This window comes from Streptomyces sp. P17 (assembly GCF_032436805.1).
Classification (GTDB): Bacteria; Actinomycetota; Actinomycetes; order Streptomycetales; family Streptomycetaceae; genus Streptomyces.
The window spans coordinates 62,589-83,194 of the sequence record NZ_JAVRBF010000035.1; the positions used below are offsets into that span (position 1 = coordinate 62,589).

General features: G+C 67.5%; 18 protein-coding genes. 13 read left to right on the forward strand and 5 right to left on the reverse strand.

Annotated features, from left to right (window positions below):
- The first annotated feature begins 3 nt into the window (after positions 1-3).
- Positions 4-954, forward strand: a complete 951-nt coding sequence (locus RMT89_RS22920) for a cysteine synthase (protein ID WP_315885640.1) — start codon at positions 4-6, stop codon at positions 952-954.
- A gap of 4 nt (positions 955-958) precedes the next feature.
- Here RMT89_RS22920 and RMT89_RS22925 read toward each other — a convergent pair whose 3' ends face one another.
- Positions 959-1,390, reverse strand: coding sequence for a type II toxin-antitoxin system PemK/MazF family toxin (locus RMT89_RS22925; protein WP_315885641.1), 432 nt, complete (start codon positions 1,388-1,390; stop codon positions 959-961).
- A 224-nt stretch (positions 1,391-1,614) separates the two neighbouring features.
- Between RMT89_RS22925 and RMT89_RS22930 the strand changes: the two genes are divergently transcribed.
- The 6 genes from RMT89_RS22930 to RMT89_RS22955 all read left to right on the forward strand — a co-directional run bounded on the left by RMT89_RS22930 (position 1,615) and on the right by RMT89_RS22955 (position 9,782).
- Complete coding sequence (locus RMT89_RS22930) at positions 1,615-1,770, forward strand: hypothetical protein (protein ID WP_315885642.1); 156 nt, start codon at positions 1,615-1,617, stop codon at positions 1,768-1,770.
- A gap of 45 nt (positions 1,771-1,815) precedes the next feature.
- Positions 1,816-3,543, forward strand: a complete 1,728-nt coding sequence (locus RMT89_RS22935) for a DUF1156 domain-containing protein (RefSeq protein ID WP_315885643.1) — start codon at positions 1,816-1,818, stop codon at positions 3,541-3,543.
- A 96-nt stretch (positions 3,544-3,639) separates the two neighbouring features.
- Positions 3,640-4,656: a hypothetical protein gene (locus RMT89_RS22940; protein WP_315885644.1), complete on the forward strand. Its 1,017-nt coding sequence runs from the start codon at positions 3,640-3,642 to the stop codon at positions 4,654-4,656.
- A gap of 79 nt (positions 4,657-4,735) precedes the next feature.
- On the forward strand, positions 4,736-8,092 hold the full coding sequence (locus RMT89_RS22945) for a DUF499 domain-containing protein (RefSeq protein WP_315885645.1): 3,357 nt from the start codon (positions 4,736-4,738) through the stop codon (positions 8,090-8,092).
- Positions 8,093-8,179: 87 nt separating this feature from the next.
- The gene (locus tag RMT89_RS22950) at positions 8,180-9,187 is read left to right on the forward strand and encodes a hypothetical protein (protein ID WP_315885646.1); all 1,008 of its coding nucleotides are present in this window, start codon (positions 8,180-8,182) and stop codon (positions 9,185-9,187) included.
- A gap of 127 nt (positions 9,188-9,314) precedes the next feature.
- Positions 9,315-9,782, forward strand: a complete 468-nt coding sequence (locus RMT89_RS22955; RefSeq protein WP_315885647.1) for a hypothetical protein — start codon at positions 9,315-9,317, stop codon at positions 9,780-9,782.
- Positions 9,783-9,835: 53 nt separating this feature from the next.
- Here RMT89_RS22955 and RMT89_RS22960 read toward each other — a convergent pair whose 3' ends face one another.
- From RMT89_RS22960 to RMT89_RS22975, 4 genes are all read right to left on the reverse strand, one after another.
- Positions 9,836-11,119, reverse strand: a complete 1,284-nt coding sequence (locus RMT89_RS22960) for a hypothetical protein (protein WP_315885648.1) — start codon at positions 11,117-11,119, stop codon at positions 9,836-9,838.
- The gene (locus RMT89_RS22965; RefSeq protein ID WP_315885649.1) at positions 11,116-11,295 is read right to left on the reverse strand and encodes a hypothetical protein; all 180 of its coding nucleotides are present in this window, start codon (positions 11,293-11,295) and stop codon (positions 11,116-11,118) included. The genes RMT89_RS22960 and RMT89_RS22965 overlap by 4 nt, the downstream gene beginning before the upstream one ends.
- Before the next feature lie 83 nt (positions 11,296-11,378).
- Positions 11,379-14,024: an SUMF1/EgtB/PvdO family nonheme iron enzyme gene (locus RMT89_RS22970; protein ID WP_315885664.1), complete on the reverse strand. Its 2,646-nt coding sequence runs from the start codon at positions 14,022-14,024 to the stop codon at positions 11,379-11,381.
- A 5-nt stretch (positions 14,025-14,029) separates the two neighbouring features.
- Positions 14,030-14,806 (reverse strand): class I SAM-dependent methyltransferase, encoded by a 777-nt coding sequence (locus tag RMT89_RS22975; protein WP_315885650.1) that lies wholly within the window; start codon positions 14,804-14,806, stop codon positions 14,030-14,032.
- A 621-nt stretch (positions 14,807-15,427) separates the two neighbouring features.
- Here RMT89_RS22975 and RMT89_RS22980 point away from each other — a divergent pair.
- The 6 genes from RMT89_RS22980 (at position 15,428) to RMT89_RS23005 (ending at position 20,585) form a co-directional block, all read left to right on the forward strand.
- Positions 15,428-15,760, forward strand: a complete 333-nt coding sequence (locus RMT89_RS22980; RefSeq protein WP_315885651.1) for a hypothetical protein — start codon at positions 15,428-15,430, stop codon at positions 15,758-15,760.
- Between the two features lie 71 nt (positions 15,761-15,831).
- Entirely contained in the window at positions 15,832-16,143 is a 312-nt protein-coding gene (locus tag RMT89_RS22985; RefSeq protein ID WP_315885652.1) for a pore-forming ESAT-6 family protein, read from the forward strand.
- A 53-nt stretch (positions 16,144-16,196) separates the two neighbouring features.
- On the forward strand, positions 16,197-16,589 hold the full coding sequence (locus RMT89_RS22990) for a DUF6507 family protein (RefSeq protein WP_315885653.1): 393 nt from the start codon (positions 16,197-16,199) through the stop codon (positions 16,587-16,589).
- Positions 16,586-19,372, forward strand: a complete 2,787-nt coding sequence (locus RMT89_RS22995) for a hypothetical protein (RefSeq protein ID WP_315885654.1) — start codon at positions 16,586-16,588, stop codon at positions 19,370-19,372. Before RMT89_RS22990 ends, RMT89_RS22995 begins: the two co-directional genes overlap by 4 nt.
- Entirely contained in the window at positions 19,347-20,237 is an 891-nt protein-coding gene (locus tag RMT89_RS23000) for a pentapeptide repeat-containing protein (protein WP_315885655.1), read from the forward strand. The genes RMT89_RS22995 and RMT89_RS23000 overlap by 26 nt, the downstream gene beginning before the upstream one ends.
- Before the next feature lie 57 nt (positions 20,238-20,294).
- A complete protein-coding gene (locus tag RMT89_RS23005; RefSeq protein ID WP_315885656.1) occupies positions 20,295-20,585 on the forward strand; it encodes a hypothetical protein in 291 nt (96 codons plus the stop codon).
- Positions 20,586-20,606 lie beyond the last annotated feature (21 nt).

A 20,606-nucleotide genomic window follows, 5' to 3' on the forward strand; every position in this document is an offset into this window, starting at 1 on the left:
CGTATGCGCTACGACTCCCCGCTGGCCGCGGTGGGCAACACCCCCCTGGTGCGCCTGCCGCGGCTGTCGCCGTCCGCCGAGGTGCGGATCTGGGCCAAGCTGGAGGACCGCAACCCCACCGGCTCGGTCAAGGACCGCCCGGCCCTGCACATGATCGAGCAGGCGGAGAAGGACGGCCGGCTGACCCCGGGCTGCACCATCCTGGAGCCCACCTCCGGCAACACCGGCATCTCGCTGGCCATGGCCGCCAAGCTCAAGGGCTACCGCATGGTCTGCGTGATGCCCGAGAACACCTCCCAGGAGCGCCGGGACCTGCTCGGCATGTGGGGTGCGGAGATCATCTCCTCCCCGGCCGCGGGCGGCTCCAACACCGCCGTACGCGTGGCCAAGGAGCTGTCGGCCGAGCACCCCGACTGGGTGATGCTCTACCAGTACGGCAACCCGGACAACGCGGGCGCCCACTACGCCACCACCGGCCCCGAGATCCTCGCCGACCTCCCCTCCGTCACCCACTTCGTGGCCGGCCTCGGCACCACCGGCACCCTGATGGGCGTCGGCCGCTACCTGCGTGAGCACAAGCCGGACGTGAAGATCGTCGCCGCCGAGCCGCGCTACGACGACCTGGTGTACGGCCTGAGGAACCTCGACGAGGGCTTCGTACCCGAGCTGTACGACGCCTCGGTCCTCACCACCCGCTTCTCCGTCGGCTCGGCGGACGCGGTCACCCGCACCCGGGAGCTGCTCCAGCAGGAGGGCATCTTCGCGGGCGTCTCCACGGGCGCGGCCCTGCACGCCGCGCTCGGCGTCGGGAACAAGGCGCTGAAGGCGGGGGAGTCCGCCGACATCGTGTTCGTCGTGGCCGACGGCGGCTGGAAGTACCTGTCGACGGGCGTCTACACGGCGGCGACGACGGAGGAAGCGATCGAGACCCTGCGGGGTCAACTCTGGGCGTAGGCCCTCACGATGCCAGGTGTCGGACCTGGTCCCACAGGACCGGGTCCACCACCCCCACCTTCCGGCGGAAGTCCCCCACCGGCACCTCGCGCAGCTCGTCCGTCTCCAGGAAGCTCGCCCGCCCCTGAGCATCGCTCACCGCACCGGGCGGCAACGGGATCACCCCGGCCCGCTCGTCGTGATAGCGGCTGGTGATCTTCGCGACGCGGACCCGCTTGCCGTGCACCGCCAGCACCAGACACGGCCGGTCCTTCGCGCCGGGCCGGTCCTCGTAGGGCACGCTCGCCCACCAGATCTCCGTCGGCCGCGGCCGCGCCGCCACCCGCCGCACGCGCCACCCCGCCGGACGCCGTCCGCGACCCCACCCGTCCACGAGCGCGGCGACGAGCGCGAGCAGCACCACCGCCGCGAGCGTCAGCCACCAGGACGTGTCCATACGACGACGTTACCGGCGCACGCTCACCTGCGCGCGCCTCTCCCGCGCCCCACACGCCCCGCTGCCAGCCGAACCGGTGACAGCACAGGTGAGTTCGCCCGCCCACAACAGATTTGGGTACCTTTGCGAGCTGTGCGGATGTCGGGGAATGATCGCTGACGTGCGAAAACGCCTCTCAGTGGTTCTCACGGTTTCGCGGCGTTTCCCGCACCGATGTGCCCTCGATGTGCCCTCGGCTGGATGCCCGGAGCGGGGCGCACACTGGAATCACACCCCCGAAGAAGCTGATCACGATGACTCTCCGCACCATCGCCCATCACCTCGGTCTGCCCGTACGGCGCGACCCGCAGGAGGTCGCGGAGACCATCGAGGGAGCATGATCTGCAAGAGAAGATGATCAGCAATGACCGAACCCATCACTCCCGTTGGAGGCGATCAACCGGGAGTCCGCGCGGGAGAAGTCCATCCGCCACGGGCATCCGTCCACGCTCCACCTTTGGTGGGCCCGGCGTCCCCTGGCTGCCGCCCGCGCGATGCTGTTCGCCCAGCTCGTCGACGACCCGTCGGCCCGGCCCGACCTGTACCCCGGTGAGGAGGAGCAGAAGGCCGCGCGGCAGAAGCTGTTCGATCTCATCGAGGAGATGGTCCCCTGGGAGGCCACCCGCGACGAGCGGATCATGCGCAAGGTTCGCGAGAAGATCGCCGAGTCCAACGGCGGCTCGGTCCCGCCTGTCCTCGATCCCTTCGCGGGCGGCGGCACGATTCCGCTGGAGGCGCATCGGCTCGGCCTTGAGGCGCACGCCAGTGACCTGAATCCGGTGCCGGTCGTCATCAACAAGGCTCTGATCGAGATTCCGCCGAGGTGGGCGGGGCGGCGGCCCGTCTCTCCGAACGCCGAGCTGCGTACCGACGACTGGCCCGGCGCGAGCGGGCTTGCCGAGGACGTCCGCCAGTACGGCAAGTGGATGCGCGAGCAGGCTCATGCCCGCATCGGCGCCCACTACCCGAACGCCAAGCTGGAGAACGGCAGAAAGGCCACGGTCATCGCCTGGCTGTGGGCGCGGACGGTGGCTTGTCCCAACCCGGCTTGTGGGGTGGAGATGCCGTTGGTGACGACCTGGTGGCTATCCAAGAAGAAGGACCGGCCACGGTGGATCAAGCCGGTGGTCGAGGGCCGGGACGTCCGCTTCGAGATTCATGACGGCGCCGGAGGACCGCCCGAACCGCCGAAGCAGGGGCGGGGCGCCAAGTTCACGTGCCTGGTGTGCGGAGACATGACCACTGACGCATATATCAAGGCCGAGGGGGTGGCCGGACGCATGGGGGCGCGGCTGCTGGCTACAGTGGCAGAAGGGAAACGGCAGCGGATCTATCTGGAGGCTACGGAGGAGCAGGAACTGGCGGCTTCCGTCGACGTGATGGCCAATGCGCCGCAGGAGCGAATGCCCGTCAACCCCCGCTGGTTCTCTCCGCCGTTTTATGGGCTGGAAACCTACGGCTCCCTATTCACGAACCGGCAGCTGCTTGCCCTGACCACCTTCAGCGACCTGGTTGGCGAGGCCCGTAAGAGGGTCGAGCGAGACGCGCGGAACGCGCGCATGGAAGAAGCTGAGGCGGCCGAGTATGGGAAGGCAGTGGCTCTCTATCTCGCCTTGGCGTCCAGCAGAACGGCAGACCTGAACAACTCGATCGTCACTTGGTCCAACGGCCGTGACCAGGCTCGCAACCTCTTCTCCCGCCAGGCCATCCCCATGGCATGGGACTTCGTGGAAGTCAGTCCCTTCGCCGACGCTGCTGGGGACCTGCAGGTGTCCGTTGCAACCGCGGGACGAGTGATCGAGGCGCTGCCGACGAACAACGGGCCTGGTCTCGTAGGACAAGCCGACGCCACCACCCGCTCCTTCGACAACTACGTCATCAATACCGATCCCCCGTACTACGACAACATTGGCTATGCCGACCTCTCCGACTTCTTCTACGTCTGGCTCCGCCGATCCCTCCACGACATCTATCCGGAGGTTATGAGCACGATCCTCACGCCAAAGGAGCCCGAGCTCATCGCCTCTCCCTACCGGCACGGCGGAAGTGGTCGCGTCCCGCGAGGTGGTGTAAGCGATCATGCGCTTCGCCTTCCGGTACCTGGCTCGCGATGATCTCTCCGTTGGCGCGGCACGCGAAGTGGCCCGGTCAGGCGCGGGGAGTGCCTCAGCCGGTCGAAGTACCCGGCGTGACCTGCGAGTTCCGGTCCGTTGATCGGCTACACCACCCGGCGGGACGCCATCTACCCGCTCGCTGTCTACTACGCGTTTAAGCAGTCGGAGACCGACGACGAGCACGGCATCGCCTCGACCGGCTGGGAGACCATGCTGAACGGTCTGATCCAGGCCGGCTGGACGGTCACAGCCACCTGGCCGGTTCGTACCGAGCGCTCTGCCCGCTCCATCGGCATCGGCACCAACGCCCTCGCCTCCTCCGTAGTCCTCGCCTGCCGCCCCCGCCACATCAGCGCCAGCTCCACCGACCGCCGTGGCTTCCTCCGCGCCTTGCGCAGCGAACTCCCTGAAAAGTTGCGGAAGTTGCAGGAGGGCAACCTCGCCCCCGTCGACCTCCCCCAGTCCGCGATCGGCCCCGGCATCGCCGTGTTTTCCCGGTACGCCAAGGTCACTGAGCCGGACGGCTCCGCGATGCGCGTACGCACCGCACTCGGGCTCATCAACGACGTGCTGGCCGACGTACTGAACGAGCAAGAAGGCGAGTTCGACCAGGGCACCCGGTGGGCGATCCGCTGGTTCGAGCAGTTCCAGTGGGGGAAGGGCGCCTTCGGGGACGCCGAGACGCTGGCGAAGGCGTACAACGTGTCGGTGAAGGGGCTCCAGGACGCCCACATCACCAAGTCTGGGGACAGCAAGGTGTGGCTCGTCGCCCCGGCTAACCTGCCGGAGTCGTACGACCCGGAGACCGATGCCCGGATCTCCGTATGGGAGGCGGCCATGCACCTGTCCCGCCTGCTGGAAGGCAAGGGCTCCGGGTCCGGCCTGGGGCCGGCCGGTGAGCTGCTCGCTGGGATCCGGCGGCGCGGGGAGTTTGACGAAGACGCCATCCGCGACCTGACTCATCTCCTCTACAGCATCTGTGACCGCCGCCGCTGGTCCGAGAGCGGGCAGCGGTTCAACAACCTGGCCAGTGCCTGGTCCGACCTCCAGACGGAAGCCCGCGCGGCAGAGAAGCGCGGCCCGAGCAAGCCCACGCACCAGCCTCTCTTCTGAACCCCCGCACAAGATCCGACGGCCGGAAAGGCAGGACACCCGCATCATGGCGGTGAGCAACCGAGACCGTGTCCAGCGCATGATCGAGACCCTCACGGAGGGGCTGCTGCCCTTCATAGAACGGGAGATGGTCAAGCGGCAGGGCGACACCTGGTTCGAGGACGCGGAGAGCGAGGCCAGGAGCCAGGGCAGGCAGATCGGCAAGCAGGATCCGCAGTTCCTGCTGAATCTTCTTCAGCGGTACTGGAGCAACTACTTCCGGCACCTGCTGCCGGGCAACGCCCGCGGGTTCGCCAGCGAGCTGAACGACGTACGCAACCGGTGGGCGCACAGCGCGTCGTTCTCCGCCGACGACACCTTGCGCGCACTGGACACGGGGGAACGGCTGCTGCAGGCCGTACACGCGGACGCCAAGCTCGTCGACGAGATCCGGCAGTCCCGGCAGATGCTGCAACGTCAGGTGACCGAGGAGGAGACCAAGAAGGCGGCCCGCCGCGCGCGTGCCGTGCCGAGCGTGGCCGCCGAGGGGCTGCAGCCCTGGCGCGAGGTGCTCACCCCGCACCCGGACGTGGCGCGCGGCGACTTCAACGCCTCCGAGTTCGCCGCCGACCTGTGGCGGGTCGCGCGCGGCGAGGGCGCCACCGAGTACACCGAACCCGAGGAGTTCTTCCAGCGGACGTATCTCACTGAGGGCCTCGAAGACCTGCTCACCAAATCGCTGCGCCGGATCAGCGGCGACTCGAACGCCGCGCCCGTCATCAACCTCCAGACCAACTTCGGCGGCGGCAAGACCCACTCGATGATGGCGTTGTACCACCTGTACGCACCGGGTCTACAGGTGAGCCAGCTGCCGCAGGACCTTCAGGAGCTGATCGCTGCCGCGCCCGGCGGCGGACTGCCCGGCGGTCCGGTGCACCGCGCCGTGCTGGTCGGCAACGAACTGGGCATCGGACAGGCCGACGTCAAGCCCGACGGCACCACGGTCAACACCATGTGGGGTCAGCTCGCCTGGGGGCTCGGCGGCAGGCAGGCGTACGACATCATCGCCGAGGCCGACCGCACCAGCACCAGCCCCGGCACCGCCCTGTTGCAGGATCTGATCGCCGCCTACGCGCCCTGCGTCATCCTCATCGACGAATGGGTGCAGTACGCGGGCCCGCTGCTCGGCAACGACGGCCTGACCGCCGGCTCCTTCGAGACGCACTTCTCCTTCGCCCAGTCCCTGACCGAGGCCGTCGCCTCCGTCGACGGGGCCCAGATGCTGGTGTCCATCCCGGCCTCCGCGACCGGTGAGATCAGCGCCGCCGACCAGTACGACATCGGCGGGGAGAACAACCGGATCGCGCTGGAGCGTCTGCAGAACGTCGTCCATCGCAAAGCCGACGCGTGGCGGCCCGCCAGCTCCGACGAGTCCTTCGAAATCGTGCGCCGCCGTCTCTTCCAGACCCCCACCAGCGAGGTCCAAGCCGAGATCAACAAGGTGGCGAGGCTCTATGTGCAGTTCTACGGCACCGAAAAGCGCGAGTTCCCGGCCGGCTGCGACACCATGGACTACGAGCGGCGGATCAAGTCGACGTACCCGATCCACCCGGAGCTGTTTGCCCGGCTCTACGAGGACTGGTCCACGCTTCCGAAGTTCCAGCGGACCCGGGGCGTGCTGCGGCTGATGAGCACCGTCATCCACACCCTGTGGAGGGACCAGAACAAGAGCCCCATGATCATGCCCGGTGACGTGCCTATGCACGACACCCGTGTCAACCAGGAGCTGACGTACTACCTGGAGGACCGCTGGAAGCCGATCATCGACGCCGACGTCGACGGGCCTGACTCCACACCTGCCGCCGTCGACGCCGAGAAGACGGTCCTTGGCCAGCGCGGCATGAGCCGCCGTGTCGCGCGTACCGTCTTCATGGGCTCCGCGCCCCGCGTGCACGCCGCCCGCAAGGGCCTGTCCGAGGCGCACATCCGGCTCGGCATGGCCATCCCGGGCGAGCCGCTGGGTAACTTCCGCACAGCGCTCAACGCCCTCGCCGACCGCTCCACCTACCTATACGGCGATGGCGAACGCCACTGGTACGACACCCATGCCAACATCACCCGCACCGCCAAGGACGAGGCCGAGAAGCTCCTCGACGACCCGGACAAAGTGTGGGCGGACGTGGTGCGTCGGCTCAGCCCCCTGCAGAGCGTGCGGGGCAACTTCAACGGCGTCCACGTCGCCCCCCAGCCCGCCAGTGAGATCGCGGACAACGACACCGCCCGCCTGGTCCTGCTGCACCCCCGCTTCACCCACCGCAGCGCCAAGGGTGTCCCCGACACCGACGCTCTGCACTTTGCGCAGGAGGCCCTCGACCAGTACCGCTCGGGGTCCCGCCAGCACCGCAACGCACTCGTCTTCCTCGCACCCGACCGCAAGGAGATCGAGGAGGTCGCCGAGGCCGTCCGCGAGTACCTGGGCTGGAAGGAGGTCCTCCAGCAGCACGTCCAGCTCGACCTGACGGACAGCCAGAAGACGCAGGCCAGGACCCGCATGGAGAGGGCCGACGAAACGGTGGGCCTCCGCCTCGCCAAGGCCTATCGGTGGATCCTCGTCCCCGAGCAGACACCCGGAGCCAAGATCGAGTGGGTCGACATCAAGGTCGACCTGTCCACCATCGACGACGCCGCCCCCCACGTCGGTGACCGCCTCAGGCGCGAGGGCATGCTCTACCTTCAGCAGGCCCCCGCCGTCCTCCACCAGCGCATCACGGACGCGCTGGCCCAGGAATGGAACCGCGACGGCCACATCTCCGTCGGCCGCCTGTGGGAGCTGCACACCAAGTACCCCTACATGAACCGGCTGCGCGACCGCAGCGTTCTCGACCAGGGCATCGAGGACGTCCTGAACCACATCACCTGGGAGAACGACGGCTTCGCCCTCGCCACCGGCTACGACCCTGCCACCGGCCGGTACCAGGGCCTCGTCCTGCCCTGCCGGGGAGTTTCATTCGGCCAGATCACCGACGGCACCCTCCTGGTGCGGGCCGACCTCGCCCTCGCCCAGGAGACGGCCGACATCGCCGCGGCCGCCGCCCGGCGGCCGGAACCGGCTGATCCGCACGAGACCGACGATGGCGACAGCGGCCAGGGCACCGGCGGTGGTACGGCGACGCCGACTCGCCCCCTGCCGGGTGCCCCGGCTCCGGCTCCGACCCCGCTACCACGGGTCCCGACCCGCTTCTACGCCCACGCCCGTCTCGACACCGAGCAGTACAGCAAGCAGGTCACCAAGTACGCCTTCGAGATTCTCCAGCATCTCGAAGCTGTCGGCGCCGACGTCGAGATCACGGTCGAGATCCAGGCGACCGCGCCGGGTGGCTTCCCCGCGGACAAGGTGCGCACCCTCACCGAGAACGCCAACACCCTGAAACTGCAAGCCCACTTCGAGGAGGAGTAGGGCGGACGGGCCGGGCCCGGGTGGACTCGCCCGGCCCGGCCTGATCGTTTCGGCACCCACTGGTGCTCTCGGTACGCTGGTCGACCGATGTCGTTCGAGACCGTACGGGGGAGTTCAGGCATGGCCGCGCGCAACCGGGACAGAATCGTCCACTTCTACGAGATCGCCGACGCCGACGCCCCCGCGAACTCCCGTCTCCCGCACCGCGACTGGGCCCAGCGGATCCGCGCGCTGTGCAGCCAGCCGCTCCCTCAGCGCACCGCACGCTCGGGCGATGACATCCTGATCGGCGCCGTCGACCCTCACCAGACCGCCCCGCACCTGCTCCTCGCCAAGGTCCGCCAGGACGTGCCGCAGCTCATCGACCACGTCGACGGCACCCTCAGCCGCCTCCAACTCGCCGCTGACAAGGAGCTGGTGGACGTCACCACGGTGTACTTCCTCCCCTTCGGCAACGTCATCGCCACCATGGTCGGCGGCACCTCCGCCCCCCGAGCCCAAGCCATCAGGCGCTGGCTCGACGAGGTGCGTGCCGCCGCCCCCGATGTGCGCAACATCGAGCTGCGGCCGGTGGTCAACGCCCGCTCCCGGGAGAAGCTCCAGCACGCCGTAGCCATCGAGAGGCTCAACGTGCGGATCGCCCCTGAGCCGTACGACAGTCCCACCGCCCTGCGCGCCAGCTCCGATCTCGGCACCGCCCTCAGCCGCCTGCACGAGGACAACCCGGACATGGTGATCACCCTGACTCTGGAAGTGCCGAAGAAGTCCCGCACCCTCACGCCTCGCCGCCGCGCCCGCGGGCACAACCGGCTCCTCGACTCCACCCGGGTGTTCGCTAACGACGTCGAGGACTGGCTGGACAACTCCGACGTCGTCGACGCCGCCGCCGCCCGCGCCCGCATGGAGGCGTGGCACAGCGAGGCCGACGACGAGAAGATCGACTTCGTCAGCGAGCGCATCACTGCGAAATGTGTCGTGCCGTTTTCCTCGAGCGACGGCCACGCCATCGACCTCCAGGTGGCCCTGAACAAGCTCGAGCGGGTCTCTCACGAGAACGAACGGGTGCTGCGGGCCGCTGTCAGTGCCGACCTCTAGCCTGGAAGGCAGCTGGGGCCGAAAGCCCTGGTGGGGCCGGTACGGGGGAGGGGCGGGAATGCCGAGTCTGGCGGAGACAACACGTGGACTGCTGCAGCGATGGCGATCACGGCCGGCAGCGGACTGGGTGCTCACCGCGCTCATCCTCGGTGCGCATGGTCTGCTGGTCGCACTGACCGGACGCGGCGACATCCTCGGCACGCCCGACCGTGAACAGCGCTTGGAGATATACACGACCGGCGCCACCGTCGTAGCCGTGGTCGGCAGCTTCGTCACAGCGGCAATCTCGCAGTACGCAGCTTCCACGGGGAGGCGTATGCGGACGCTGCGCACCGCCGCGCATTTGGCATCCCAATTCCGGCGGAACTGGGTAAGTATTCTCTCGGCGACCCTCTTGATCTCGGGTGTCTGCCTATTGGCCACAGCGCTGGACACCACGGAGGCCGATCCCGGCGGCGTCCACTGGATGGTGGAGGCAGCGCTTCTGCTTGGGGTAGCTCGGTCGTATCGGCTGCTGTGGCTGTTCGACGCGGTGATCAAAGCCACGGACCGGGACCTGGCAGATAGCCCGGAACCTCAGCGACTGCGTTCGTAGCGGAGCCGTTTCCCCCGGCTGGCCTGCGTGACTAGGCGGAACCCCACGTGCACCTACGCCTTTCTGCCCCCGCCCCGCAGGGATGACAGGACCAGGCGCCCATACCGTGTGGTGAGGGCTGCGGCTGTGGCGGCGACCGACAGGGCGAGCGCGATGAGCAGGTGCGCCGTGGAGTTGTCATCGAGAACTTGCAGGATGCTGAGGGCGGTGCCGAGTGGGAGGCCAAGGATGGTGAGGACTCCCAGGGCGCCGCTGATCTGCTGGCTCTCCTGCGTCTGTACGAGCCTGCTGTAGTCGGCTGCTTCGGCCAGGATTTCGTCGAAACGTGCGGGCAGTCGGTGCTGGTTCTGGAAGGCGAGGAGTAGATCGTTGGCCGCGCCGTGTGCGGTGAGGTGTTGTCGCCAGTAGGTGCTGCGGAAGACGGCGATGTTCCGCTCCAGCGTCGCGACGCGGCGTGCGAGCCGTGAGGAGTTGAACACCTCGGAGAGTTCGTCGGTGAGCTCGTCGATGTGATCGCGCTGGAGCGAGCCGAGGAGCAGGGCGTCGAGATAGACGGTACGGGAGTGCAGCGCGCCGAATTCGAAGAAGTCGCCCGCACCGGTGTCGGGCCGGTGGCCCAGGAAGGCTGCCCCTTGACGTAGCACAAGGGCGCTCCAGTCCGCGGAGATTCTGACGGCGTCCTTGAGCTGCTCGCCGGCGGTCTCCGGGGGCAGGGGAAAGTCCTGCGGTGTCGAGCGCGACGCCAGCTGCCATAGCCAGCCGTCCGCCGCGGCGGGCAGTGCGCCCTCTGGGCCGGCCCGCAGGGCGGGGACATGCCGAGCAGTGGGGGTCATGAAGGCGATGGTGTATGGCCGCGCGATCGCGAACGGCGCGTCGGGGTCCCGGACGTCGGCGATACCGGCGAGAAGTCCGGCCGGGTCGAAGGGCCCGGTGAGCGGTTCGTCAGCGAGGTTGTGCCGCCGCCCGGCTAAGGCACGCAGTATGGGCAGCAGCGGCCTTTCCGCGCTCAAGTGCAGAACAACGAGGGCATGTTCGGGATTGCGGGCGGTGGCCGCATGGAGAAGTTCCATGCCCAGCAGGTGCAGCCCGTCCTGCTTGGCGTCCAACGGCAGGTGCCAGCGACGTGGCCGCCCGGGCGCCCCGTACAGTGCACGGGCGGAGGCGGGGGCGAAGTAGGTGGACCGAGTGTCGGCGTCGGTGCGGCGGCTGCCCAGCTCGAACGGGAAGGGCCCTTCAGGCCAGTCCGGGACGCGAAGCAGCCGCACCGGCAGCACGACGGTCAATTCCTGGCGTGCCCCGGTGACTTGCTCGAGCAGCGGGACCCCATGAACGGTCATCGGTAGTACTCGGCCGGGTCGGGCTGGTCGAGGCGAATGACGAACTCTGCCTGGTCGGGGCGTTCGGCGCTCACATGAAAGCGAACTCGTTCGCCGGTGCGGATGGTCCGAAACCCCTCGGTAACAATCTGCCGGTAGTCGAAGCCGTAGTACCGCTCATCCTCCTCGTCCCGCACGATGTAAGAACCGTGGGCACCGCTCAGCCCTCCACCGCTGGGACGCCTGTCTACGATGGTTCCGTGACGTGGCCCGCCGGCGCTCATGCTGTCGCCTCCTCTGTCCCGGACGTGTCGAGGTCTTGCACGCACCGGAAGCCGACCGCGTTGCTTCCGCCGCGCTTGCGGTAGATGCCCTTGCTGCTGGTCTGCACTGCACGCATCGGGTTGTCGTAGCTGCCGCCGCAGATGACCGCCTCGCCGGGGTCGTCCAGGCTGGTGGATGTCCATTCCCAGCAGTTGCCCACCATGTCGAGCACACCGAACGGGGAACGGTTGCCGGGCCGTTCGTCGACGGGAGTCGCCCCGGCCCGCCGGACGGCGTTGCCTGCGAAGTCCCGGTGCCACGCCTGATATGTCACGACAGGCCGGCCGACCCATGTGTCGGCGCAGTTGATACGGGTGCTGTCGGGTGTGTCGCCCCAGGGGAAGAGGCGTCCGTCGGTGCCACGGGCGGCGGCCTCCCACTCGAGGGAGGTCGGCAGACGCTTGCCTTCGAACGCGGCGAAGGCGTAGGCGCTCCACCAGCTGACGCAGATGGCAGGGTGGGCGTCGTAGCGTGGATTCTCGTAGTAGTCGGGCCGCCGCAGCCGGTCGGTCCAGGGGCGGTGTGTGACGCCGGCCGGCTGGTCGGGGTGGTCCCACGGCGAGGTGCCGTCCGCGTCGAGGGATTCGAGGAAGCGGCGGTAGCGTGCCACGGTCACGGCATGGCGGTCGAAGCGTACGGGCCGCTCGACGCGGCGGATCAGCAGCCGTTCGGCCGGCCCGACGAGGTACGCCCCGGCAGGCAGCACGCAGTCGTCCGTCTCCCGGCTGCCTGGCATTCCGGCGAGGAATGCGCGGATCTGCTCGGTGAGGAAGGCGCCGTCGGGAAGGTCCGCTGCCTGGTCCCGGTTCGCCGGCTCGGCGAGAAACCTGGCGGCCAGCAGCTCCTGGTACGCCGTGTGCACGAAGGCGACGTGATCGGGCGCGGCGGGGCGCAGCAGCGGAGCGAGGACACAGGCACCGAGATCGAGACTCCCGTCCGTGAAGGTGCCGGCCCCCAACTGCCGGTGGATATCGAGGAGGGAGAACACGGTGCGGTCGTTGAGGAAAGCGTGTCCGAACGCGGCGGGCAGCCGCTGCTCAAGATCGGGATGCCCACCCTCGGCCAGCGTCCGCGTGATGTGAGCGCCGAGGATGTCCGCGAGTGGCTTGCCTGCGGGAAGGTTCAGCGCTGTGGTGAGGCGCGTCTCGAGCGGGGTTGCCTCGGGTTCGGCCAGGCGTACGACGTGGAAGTGGGGAACGCGGGACGGGTCGACGCCGTTCGCGTACATCTGCTCGACCAACTGCTCGGAGCGGCCCGCCCCGCTGTCCAGCAGCTGGCGCACCTGGGGCGAGTCCGCGAGGAAGGACACCCGTGAACTCATGACCACTGCCGATTCGGCGGACAGGACGGCCGCGAGGTCGGTGAAGAGCCGCAGGAAACCGGCAGGGCTTGGTTCCTCGACGCCTTCGTCGACGGCATCCAGTACGCACAGTGCGGTACCCGAGCGGATGAGGTAGAGGAAGAGTTCGTAAGCGCGTGAACGGTCCGATGTCATGGCCGGCGCGAGTAAGCGGGCCGCGTACTCGGAGAACGGTTCGTCCTTCGGCTTGAGACCGAGGTCGAAATAGAAGCGGAAACGGCGGATCTCCGGGTTGCCGGCCAGCGAGCGCAGGAGCGTGCTCTTGCCGCTCCCCGGACGACCGGTGACCAGGACGTTCGCACTACCGCGCGCCAGACGCGTCAGGAGTTCCGCCGCGTCGCCGGACTGCTCCACCCTCGGCTCGCCGGTGCGAGGGTCGGTGGTCAGCGCCGCCGCGGCGACGGCGACCTTCGGCTCTTCCGGGGCGGCGGTGGACGTGAGGCCGGCGAGGTGGGTGTCGAGATTGACCATGGTGTCGACGAAGCCGTCGTAACGCACGATCCGGAAGTCCAAACCCAGCATCTGGTGGAGGGCGCCGGGTGCTGCACCGCCGTCGTCGTCCAGGACGACGAACCGCGTGAGCTTGGGCAACCGCGTGCGCAGCAGCTCCCCTCCGGTGGAGGCAAGGACCGTACTCAGGTCGTCGGCGTCCCTGGAGAGCATCAGCTCCACGTACTCCAACCGCATCCCCGACTCGCGGCAGAACAGCTGGTACACGGTGTCCGGGCTGAGGACGAAGCGCTTCGCCTGCCGGTAGCCGAGGGTGACGTACAGCCCGGCAAGGAACTCGCAGCGGCGTGCCACCTCGGGCGCCATGTCGGGCTCACCGCCGAGAAGGGCCGCACTCCCGGTGTCGGTGAACCAGACCAGCACGTCGACGAGCCTGCGGACCGCCAGCAGCCCGTCCTCGTCGCTGATCTCGTACCCATCGTGCGTGGACCGGTTGCGGAGCCGCCGAATGTCTTCGAGCGCATCCACCACCGTGCTGCTGCGAATGTACGGACGGCAGCGCTTGACCAGATCGTTCAGAGCCTTCGTCGAAGGATCACCCTCGACGCCGTGGTGGCGCCACAGCTCCTTGAGCAGCTTCTCGGTCAGCTTCCCGACCAGGGCCACCGCATTCTCGGGATAGCCGTCATTGAGGGACCGTAACGGCCGTTCCAGATCAAGCCCCAGCCGATCAGCGATCCGCGAGTGGTCGTCGAGTTCACTCCGCAGGCGCCGCAGCCGTTCATCGACCATGGTGCTCACTCGGACTCCTCACCTCGCCGGCCGAGAACGAACGCGAACCGGTCCGGAAACACCAGCACGGGCTCCGGATGAGCGACTCGAATCTCGTCGATGCCCTTCTCGATCTCGCTGTCGCTGAAGGTGGAGAGCAGCGACATGTAGCGGGCACGCACCATGCCGAGGTACTTGTCCCGGTCGACGCGCAGCTCATGCTCGACATGACTGAGACCGGCCTCCAGGCCAGCAGCTCGAAGGTGCCCCTCGATGACGGCCGGGTCCGGCTGCAACTCCTCGAAGCGCGCGAGGGCCGCCTCGAACAGCGGGTACTGGATGGTGGCCGGGAGCATCACCACCAGCAGCCGGCCCCCGGGCGCCAGCTGGTCGGCCAGGCCGCGCAGCGTGCGCGCCGGATCGGCCACGTGGTGCACCGACTCCTTCAGCCACATCGCATCGAGCTGCTCGTACGGCAGTCGCGTACGTCCTTCGGCGATGTCCTCGGCAGAAGCAATGACTGGCGTCAGATCGGCCGGAGGCGGCGTGCCGAGCTGGTCGAGCATCGCTTCGGAGGGATCGACGCACAGAATGGGATGGCGAGGCCGGAACTGCTTGGCCACTTCCCTGGCGAACAGGCCGGTACCGGAGCCGATGTCGGCGATCCGGTCCGTGGGACCGAGCCGCAGTGCCTCAGCGATCCGGCTCGACATCCAGGGAATGTAGTCCGGACCGTAGACCCAGTGCTCGTCGTATTCGGTTGCCAACTCCTCGTAGTGCCCACGCACGTCGCGCCCCTCCACGATCCCCCTCGCAGCGTCGCCGGTTGTGCCGTACAGGGCACAGGACAGGCTATCTCGGGTACTTGATCGGCAACAGGCTGTAACCGGACGTTGGTTGGGGTCAGTTCAACGCCCCGGTCAGCAACTCGAACCTGCGACCAAGCCCACTACTGCGTGGGCATCGGGGAGTGGATGTCGGCATCGAACAGCGCATCCGAGACCGAGGAGAAGGCTCCGGTCCTGCTCGACTCCTGCTGCGGGCACTGACCGGCGTCCACCTCGAAGTCGGCGGAGAACTGCTCCCGGCCGCGCGACCGACGGCCGTCTCGTAGGCCGACGCTGCGGTGAGCGCCCCCGAGGAAAAGCCAAGCTGCACCGACCTGCCGCAAGGCGGGCCGTTCACATGAGGAGATCAAGGAGATCAAGGAGATCCGAGGAGATGTGGGATCAGCAGGTCCTCAGGGCTGTCATGCACCAGAGGGCTGTCATGCACCAGATCACGCCACTTCAACCCCTTCTGCGTTGCGCCTGCAACGCGTGATGCGAGAGGATACTTGACAGGCTATGAGGCGTGGGTGACACGCGACCACGCCGCAGCAATCGAGCAACCGCAGTGCACAACACGCTTACGGGGGTGGGTTGATGAAGTTCGACATGGGGTCGACGACCCTGTCGGATCTCGGCAAGAGCACGGTCGGTTCCAGCGAGGATCTGGGCACGCTGATCACGTTGCTGATCCAGGCGGCGGAACCGCTGGAAGGCAAGTTCAACGGGGCTGGGAAGGCTGCGTTCGACACGTTCAAGGTCCATGCCGACGAGATCACGAATGCGCTGAACAGCTCGCTCAGCGCAATCCTGGGCGGTCAGTCCGGCATGGACACCGCGTTCGGGACCGGTGACGTGGAGTTGGAAGACAACGCCAACCAGAACATGGGTGCCGCCAACTTCGACGCGGCTCGCTTCGGCGCACGGTAACCGCGGAAGCGTAAAGGCGCTCATCCGCCGAAATCACCTTCACCGTCATCGTTTTCAAGGGGGAACCAACCGTGGGTCAGAACCAGGACCGCCGTTCGTACGACACCAGCGCCTCCGGCGAAGTCCAGACAAGCCTGCAGGGCATCGTCGGCCAGCTGGAGCGCGTACTGACGGACCGGGACCGCGCGGTAAAGGCCGCGATGGCCGACTTCACCGCGGACGGTGTCGCCGACGAGTACCACGGCAAGGAGATGCGCTGGAACCGCGCCGCCGACGAGGTCCGCGAGATCATCCGGCTGGTCCGCACGACGATGGAGCAGAACGACGGGACCGCGCAGTCGACCCTGGGCAAGGCGCGGGCGGCCGTCGACAACATCGGCTGACGCCGGACGCGCAGCGAAAGCAGTAGCGGGGAGAGGGAAACGGGGACTGACGCATGCCGAGGTGGGACATCACTCCGTCCGGGGTCGGAAGTGTGGTCTCGAACGTGGGGGACGTCATGAAGGTCCTGGACGACATCGTCCAGGCGTACTCGGGTGACCTGGAAGGCGCGGCCACCTCGGCCGGGACGCTCGCTCCAGGTGGGGCGAGTGGGGAGCACAAGGGGCAGACCGGGTTGGTGGCTGCCGCCCTCGCGGAGTTCATCGAAGGCACGGCGGACGAGCTGCAGTTCATTGGTGTGCGTATCGGCAAGTCGGTCAACGGCGCGGTGGAGGCCACCCTGGCGTACCAGGAGGGTGACCTGGAGATGGCGGCCCAACTGCAACACCGGGCAGCCGGACTGGTCCAGCCCGATATGCCGGGCGACTGGAAGGTAGGCCGTCAGTGATCCAGCCGGAGTCCATCCCGCTGTTCACCGGCGATCTCGGCCAGCTGGAACAGCACATCGACGCCCTGCGGGAAGAGGCGGACGGCATCCGCAAGGCCGGCGGGGAGGCCCATCGGCAGTTCCAGGGGCTGTCGGCCTTCTACGAGGCCCCGGAGGCGGAGGATCTCTTCGCCTCCACCGCGCCGGCGCGCGATGCCGCCGACAGTTTCGGGGACAAGGTCACCACGGTGGCTGACGCCCTACGGACGTACGCCGCCGAAGTCGCGCCGATCGCCAAGCGTTTGGAGCTCCTTCAGAGTCAGGCGACCGCGTTCGTGGCCGGGCTGAAGACCGACAGCGGAACGTTCGACGAGAACTGGACCGACGACGCGGACAAGGTCCAGAAGCACCAGGCCCTGATGCATGACGTGGCCGTCGCACAGGCGGCGTTCACCGCTGCGGAGATCGCCTGCAACAACAAGATCACGGCGCTGGTCGGCGGCACCCAGTACGTCATGAACACCGGCGCCAAGCAGTTCATCCCGCGAGGCGCGGAACTCTATGGCTACAGCGCCGAGGTGCTGGACCAGGCCAAGGAACTCCCCTGGGGCACACCGGTCACCCAGTCCCACGACTGGTGGGACCCGGACGACCTCGGCTACTACGCCAAGAGCTTCTTCTGGGACGGGCTGATCGTCGACAACGTCTGGGGCACGGTCGACGGCCTCGCGACCCTGTTAGGCGTCCACGGCGGGGACAAGGCCAAGCAGGCATGGGAGGGCCTGGTCCGAGTGGTGGTCGGGGCCGAGACCTACCTCATGGAGTCCGGCGGCCAGAAACCCACCGGCGTCTTCGCATCCGACTTCGCCCAGGAGAGCAAGGGACAGGCCAAGGAGTTCGGCAAGTCCTTGGTCGCCTGGGACATGTGGAAGGAGAACCCGGCCCGCGCCGCGGCGACGGTCGTCTTCAACGGCCTCACCCTGGGCGCTGGCCCGCTCAAGGTCGCCTCCGTGGGCAAGGCCGGCACCGCCGCCAAGGTTGCGACCACGGTGGCGAAGGTCGGCGACGCCATCGACCCGATCGGCGCCGCGGTCAAGGTGACGGGCCACGCCATGCCCAGGATCGCCCAGGTCACGGAGAACCTGCGCGGTGTGAACGACATTCCGGACCTGCGCACCCCGCACAGCGTCCTGGAGCTCTCCGACGGCTCCAAGGTCCGCATCGAGAACGGCGAGTTCATCCCGCTCGACCGTGACGGCACCGCCATGAGCGACACTCCGCGCCAGGAGCCGCCCGCCGACGTACGCGCCGTTCAGCACCAGACACCGCCAGAGAGGGAGCTCTCGGGTGTTGGTGCGGGGGCTCGTTTCCCTGAAGCCACGGCCCACGTCGGCGACGGCGCATCGCCGCAGTCAGGTCACGGAGCGGCAGGCGCTGGTGAGACCGCTTCGGGGCACAGCCGCGACATCCCTGGCGGGACCGGCAGCGCGGACTCGCACGGCTCCGGGTCAGGTGGTGGTGGCGGTGACGCTGGAGGCCCGCCGCTCGGCGGAGGTTCACATCTGCCGGACGGCCCGATGGAGCCTCGGGGCAACCTCCCAGACGGCTCCTGGGAAGGGCCGCAGGGGCTGAGACTGAGCCCTGAGGAGAATGCCGCCACCGGCCAGTTCATGGACCGGGCCCTGGCGACCGAGCCGCGCATCACGGAGGCGATTCGAGCCGCTGCCGGCCATGTCGAACACGGGCAGCTCAACGGTCTCGAGTACCGCCTCAAGGGCGAGGACTCCCTCAAGCGCAAGGTGGCCACGGCCCTGCTCGAGGACGCCCGGCTGACGCCGGACCGAGCTCTGGCCAACATCAGGGATTCCCTTCGATACACGGTTGAGGTTCCCACTAGGGACTACTCACACGGCGTGCAACAGGCAGTCGACGAACTGCATGCCCGGGGATTCGAGAATGTGACCTTCAAGAACACCTGGGAGGGGTCGGGGTACAAGGGCATCAATTCCACTTGGCGGGACCCCTCGACTGGTCAGATCTTCGAGGTGCAGTTTCACACCCCTGAGAGCTTCGTCGCCAAGATGGACACCCATGTCCTCTACGAGAAGGGGCGCCTTCCCGGCATCTCCAGCGATGAATTCGCCGCCATCCAGGCCGCGCAGAACGACCTGTTCGACAGAGTTCCAGTTCCCCAAGGAGCCGGCTCGATTCGGCTCGACCATGATCTGCATGGCGCAGGATCCCCCGACACTCCCGACGTCGACCTGGGGCGGCACAGTGACGAGTCTGTGCAGGGGAACGGGCCGCCGCCGGAACTCAGCCCAGAGCAGCGCACCTCTCACGATGCACACCTGAATGATCTTGCCCGGCAGTACAGCGACGACTTCGACCAGCTGAAGCAGGACCCCGATCACAAGGGGAAAGTGAAGCCGGCGGAAATGGACGAAGCCCGTGTTGCGCTGGATCTGCGCGAAAATGGGAAAGTCCCTACCGATGTTCAGCGACCCCCTGGCGCCAACCAGGGAGATCTTTACTCGCCGAGCACGGGGGAGTTTTACGACATCAAGGGAGTGCATTCGGACTGGCCCCCGCTCAACAACGTCCGTGACAAGTCCCTGCCGTTCAAGGGAGCCTACAACCCGGCGAACAATCAGGGGTGGGTGCGCAAGCTGGAGGACCAGATTGTCACCAAGGGGCGCATAGTTATCCTCGACATGCGCAATGCCAATCAAGCGGCGATCGATGACGTGAAGTCGATCGTCGAGCAGCACGGGTGGAGTGATCGAGTTGTCTGGTATCCGTGACGTGAACCGGGTCGTCCGGATGATGCCACCTGATGCGGAGGCCGCTGCCGCTCTACAGGAGTGGGTGGAGCAAGCGGACTCGCTTCTGGATGTCTCGGCACTCGACCTGTCCGGGGCTGACCTGTCAGGTGCGGACCTCGCCATGGCGCTCCTGACACAGACTGTCCTGCGAAGCGCCAAACTCGCCGGGACCGACCTCTATCGGGCACACCTGGAAGGTGCCGTGCTGGATGAGGCCGACCTCTCCAGCGCGTCGCTGGTCAAAGCTGAACTGGATGAGGCTTCCCTTCGGGGCGCCACTCTGGACGCAGCCGACCTGGGAAGTGCCAGCCTCTACGCGGTCGATGCTCGGTCGGCTCGCTTCCGGGCAGCGAAGCTCGACGGCGCTTCCTTGATCGACGTCAAGCTGGAGGGCGCCGATCTCACCAACGCGTCAGTGCGTGAAACGTCCTTGAAGTCAGTACTCGACGACCACACGGTCGTTCGAGGGCTCTCCGGCACGCTCTTCGGCCCTGCGATCATCGACCAGGCAGGTGTGCGCCGCGAGATCAACGGACTGGAACTCGAGCGGTGGCTGAACAGCCGCGGAGCGGAGGTCCGTGTTCTCGACCCGCGCTCCGGTGACATCACGTACTACGCCAAGTTCAGCGAGGGCTACTCCCGCAGCAATCCTCAGGGCATCGTCAGGCGCCGCATGGTGAACGGCGTAGCCCATGATGAGGCGTTCACCAGGAATCTGCGCTGGGAGCCGACCGAGTATCTGCGGCTTTACGAGCTGGGGCACAACGAGGTCGACCACGTGGAGATCAGTGAGGCGGAAGCGGTCGCATTCATCGAAGAGGTCACGGGACAGAACACACAGTGAACCCCGGCAGGCACAAGTCATAACAGCCGGTAAGCGAAGGGTGGATGGGAGGCAACCGTGGCAGCGCAGGATTACGACAGTCAGCTCCTCGAGTCGGTGTCCGTACGCCGACGTCGTCTCCGCGACGCCCTGCTGTTCGGCGCGCAGCGCCAGCGACGGTCGCTGGACGAACGGGTCGGGAAGGTGTTCGCCGGGGTGGTGATCGCAGCGGTGGTGTGTGCCGGGTGTGTGGGGTGGTCGTTCGTGTCGCACAGGGTCATCGGAAAGAGCCCGTACGGCACGTCTGTGTCCCCCTCGGGCCAGTCCTCTCCCACCACAGCCTCCCCAACTGCCTCTTCTCCTCGGTGATAGGTTCAAACGCGTGATATC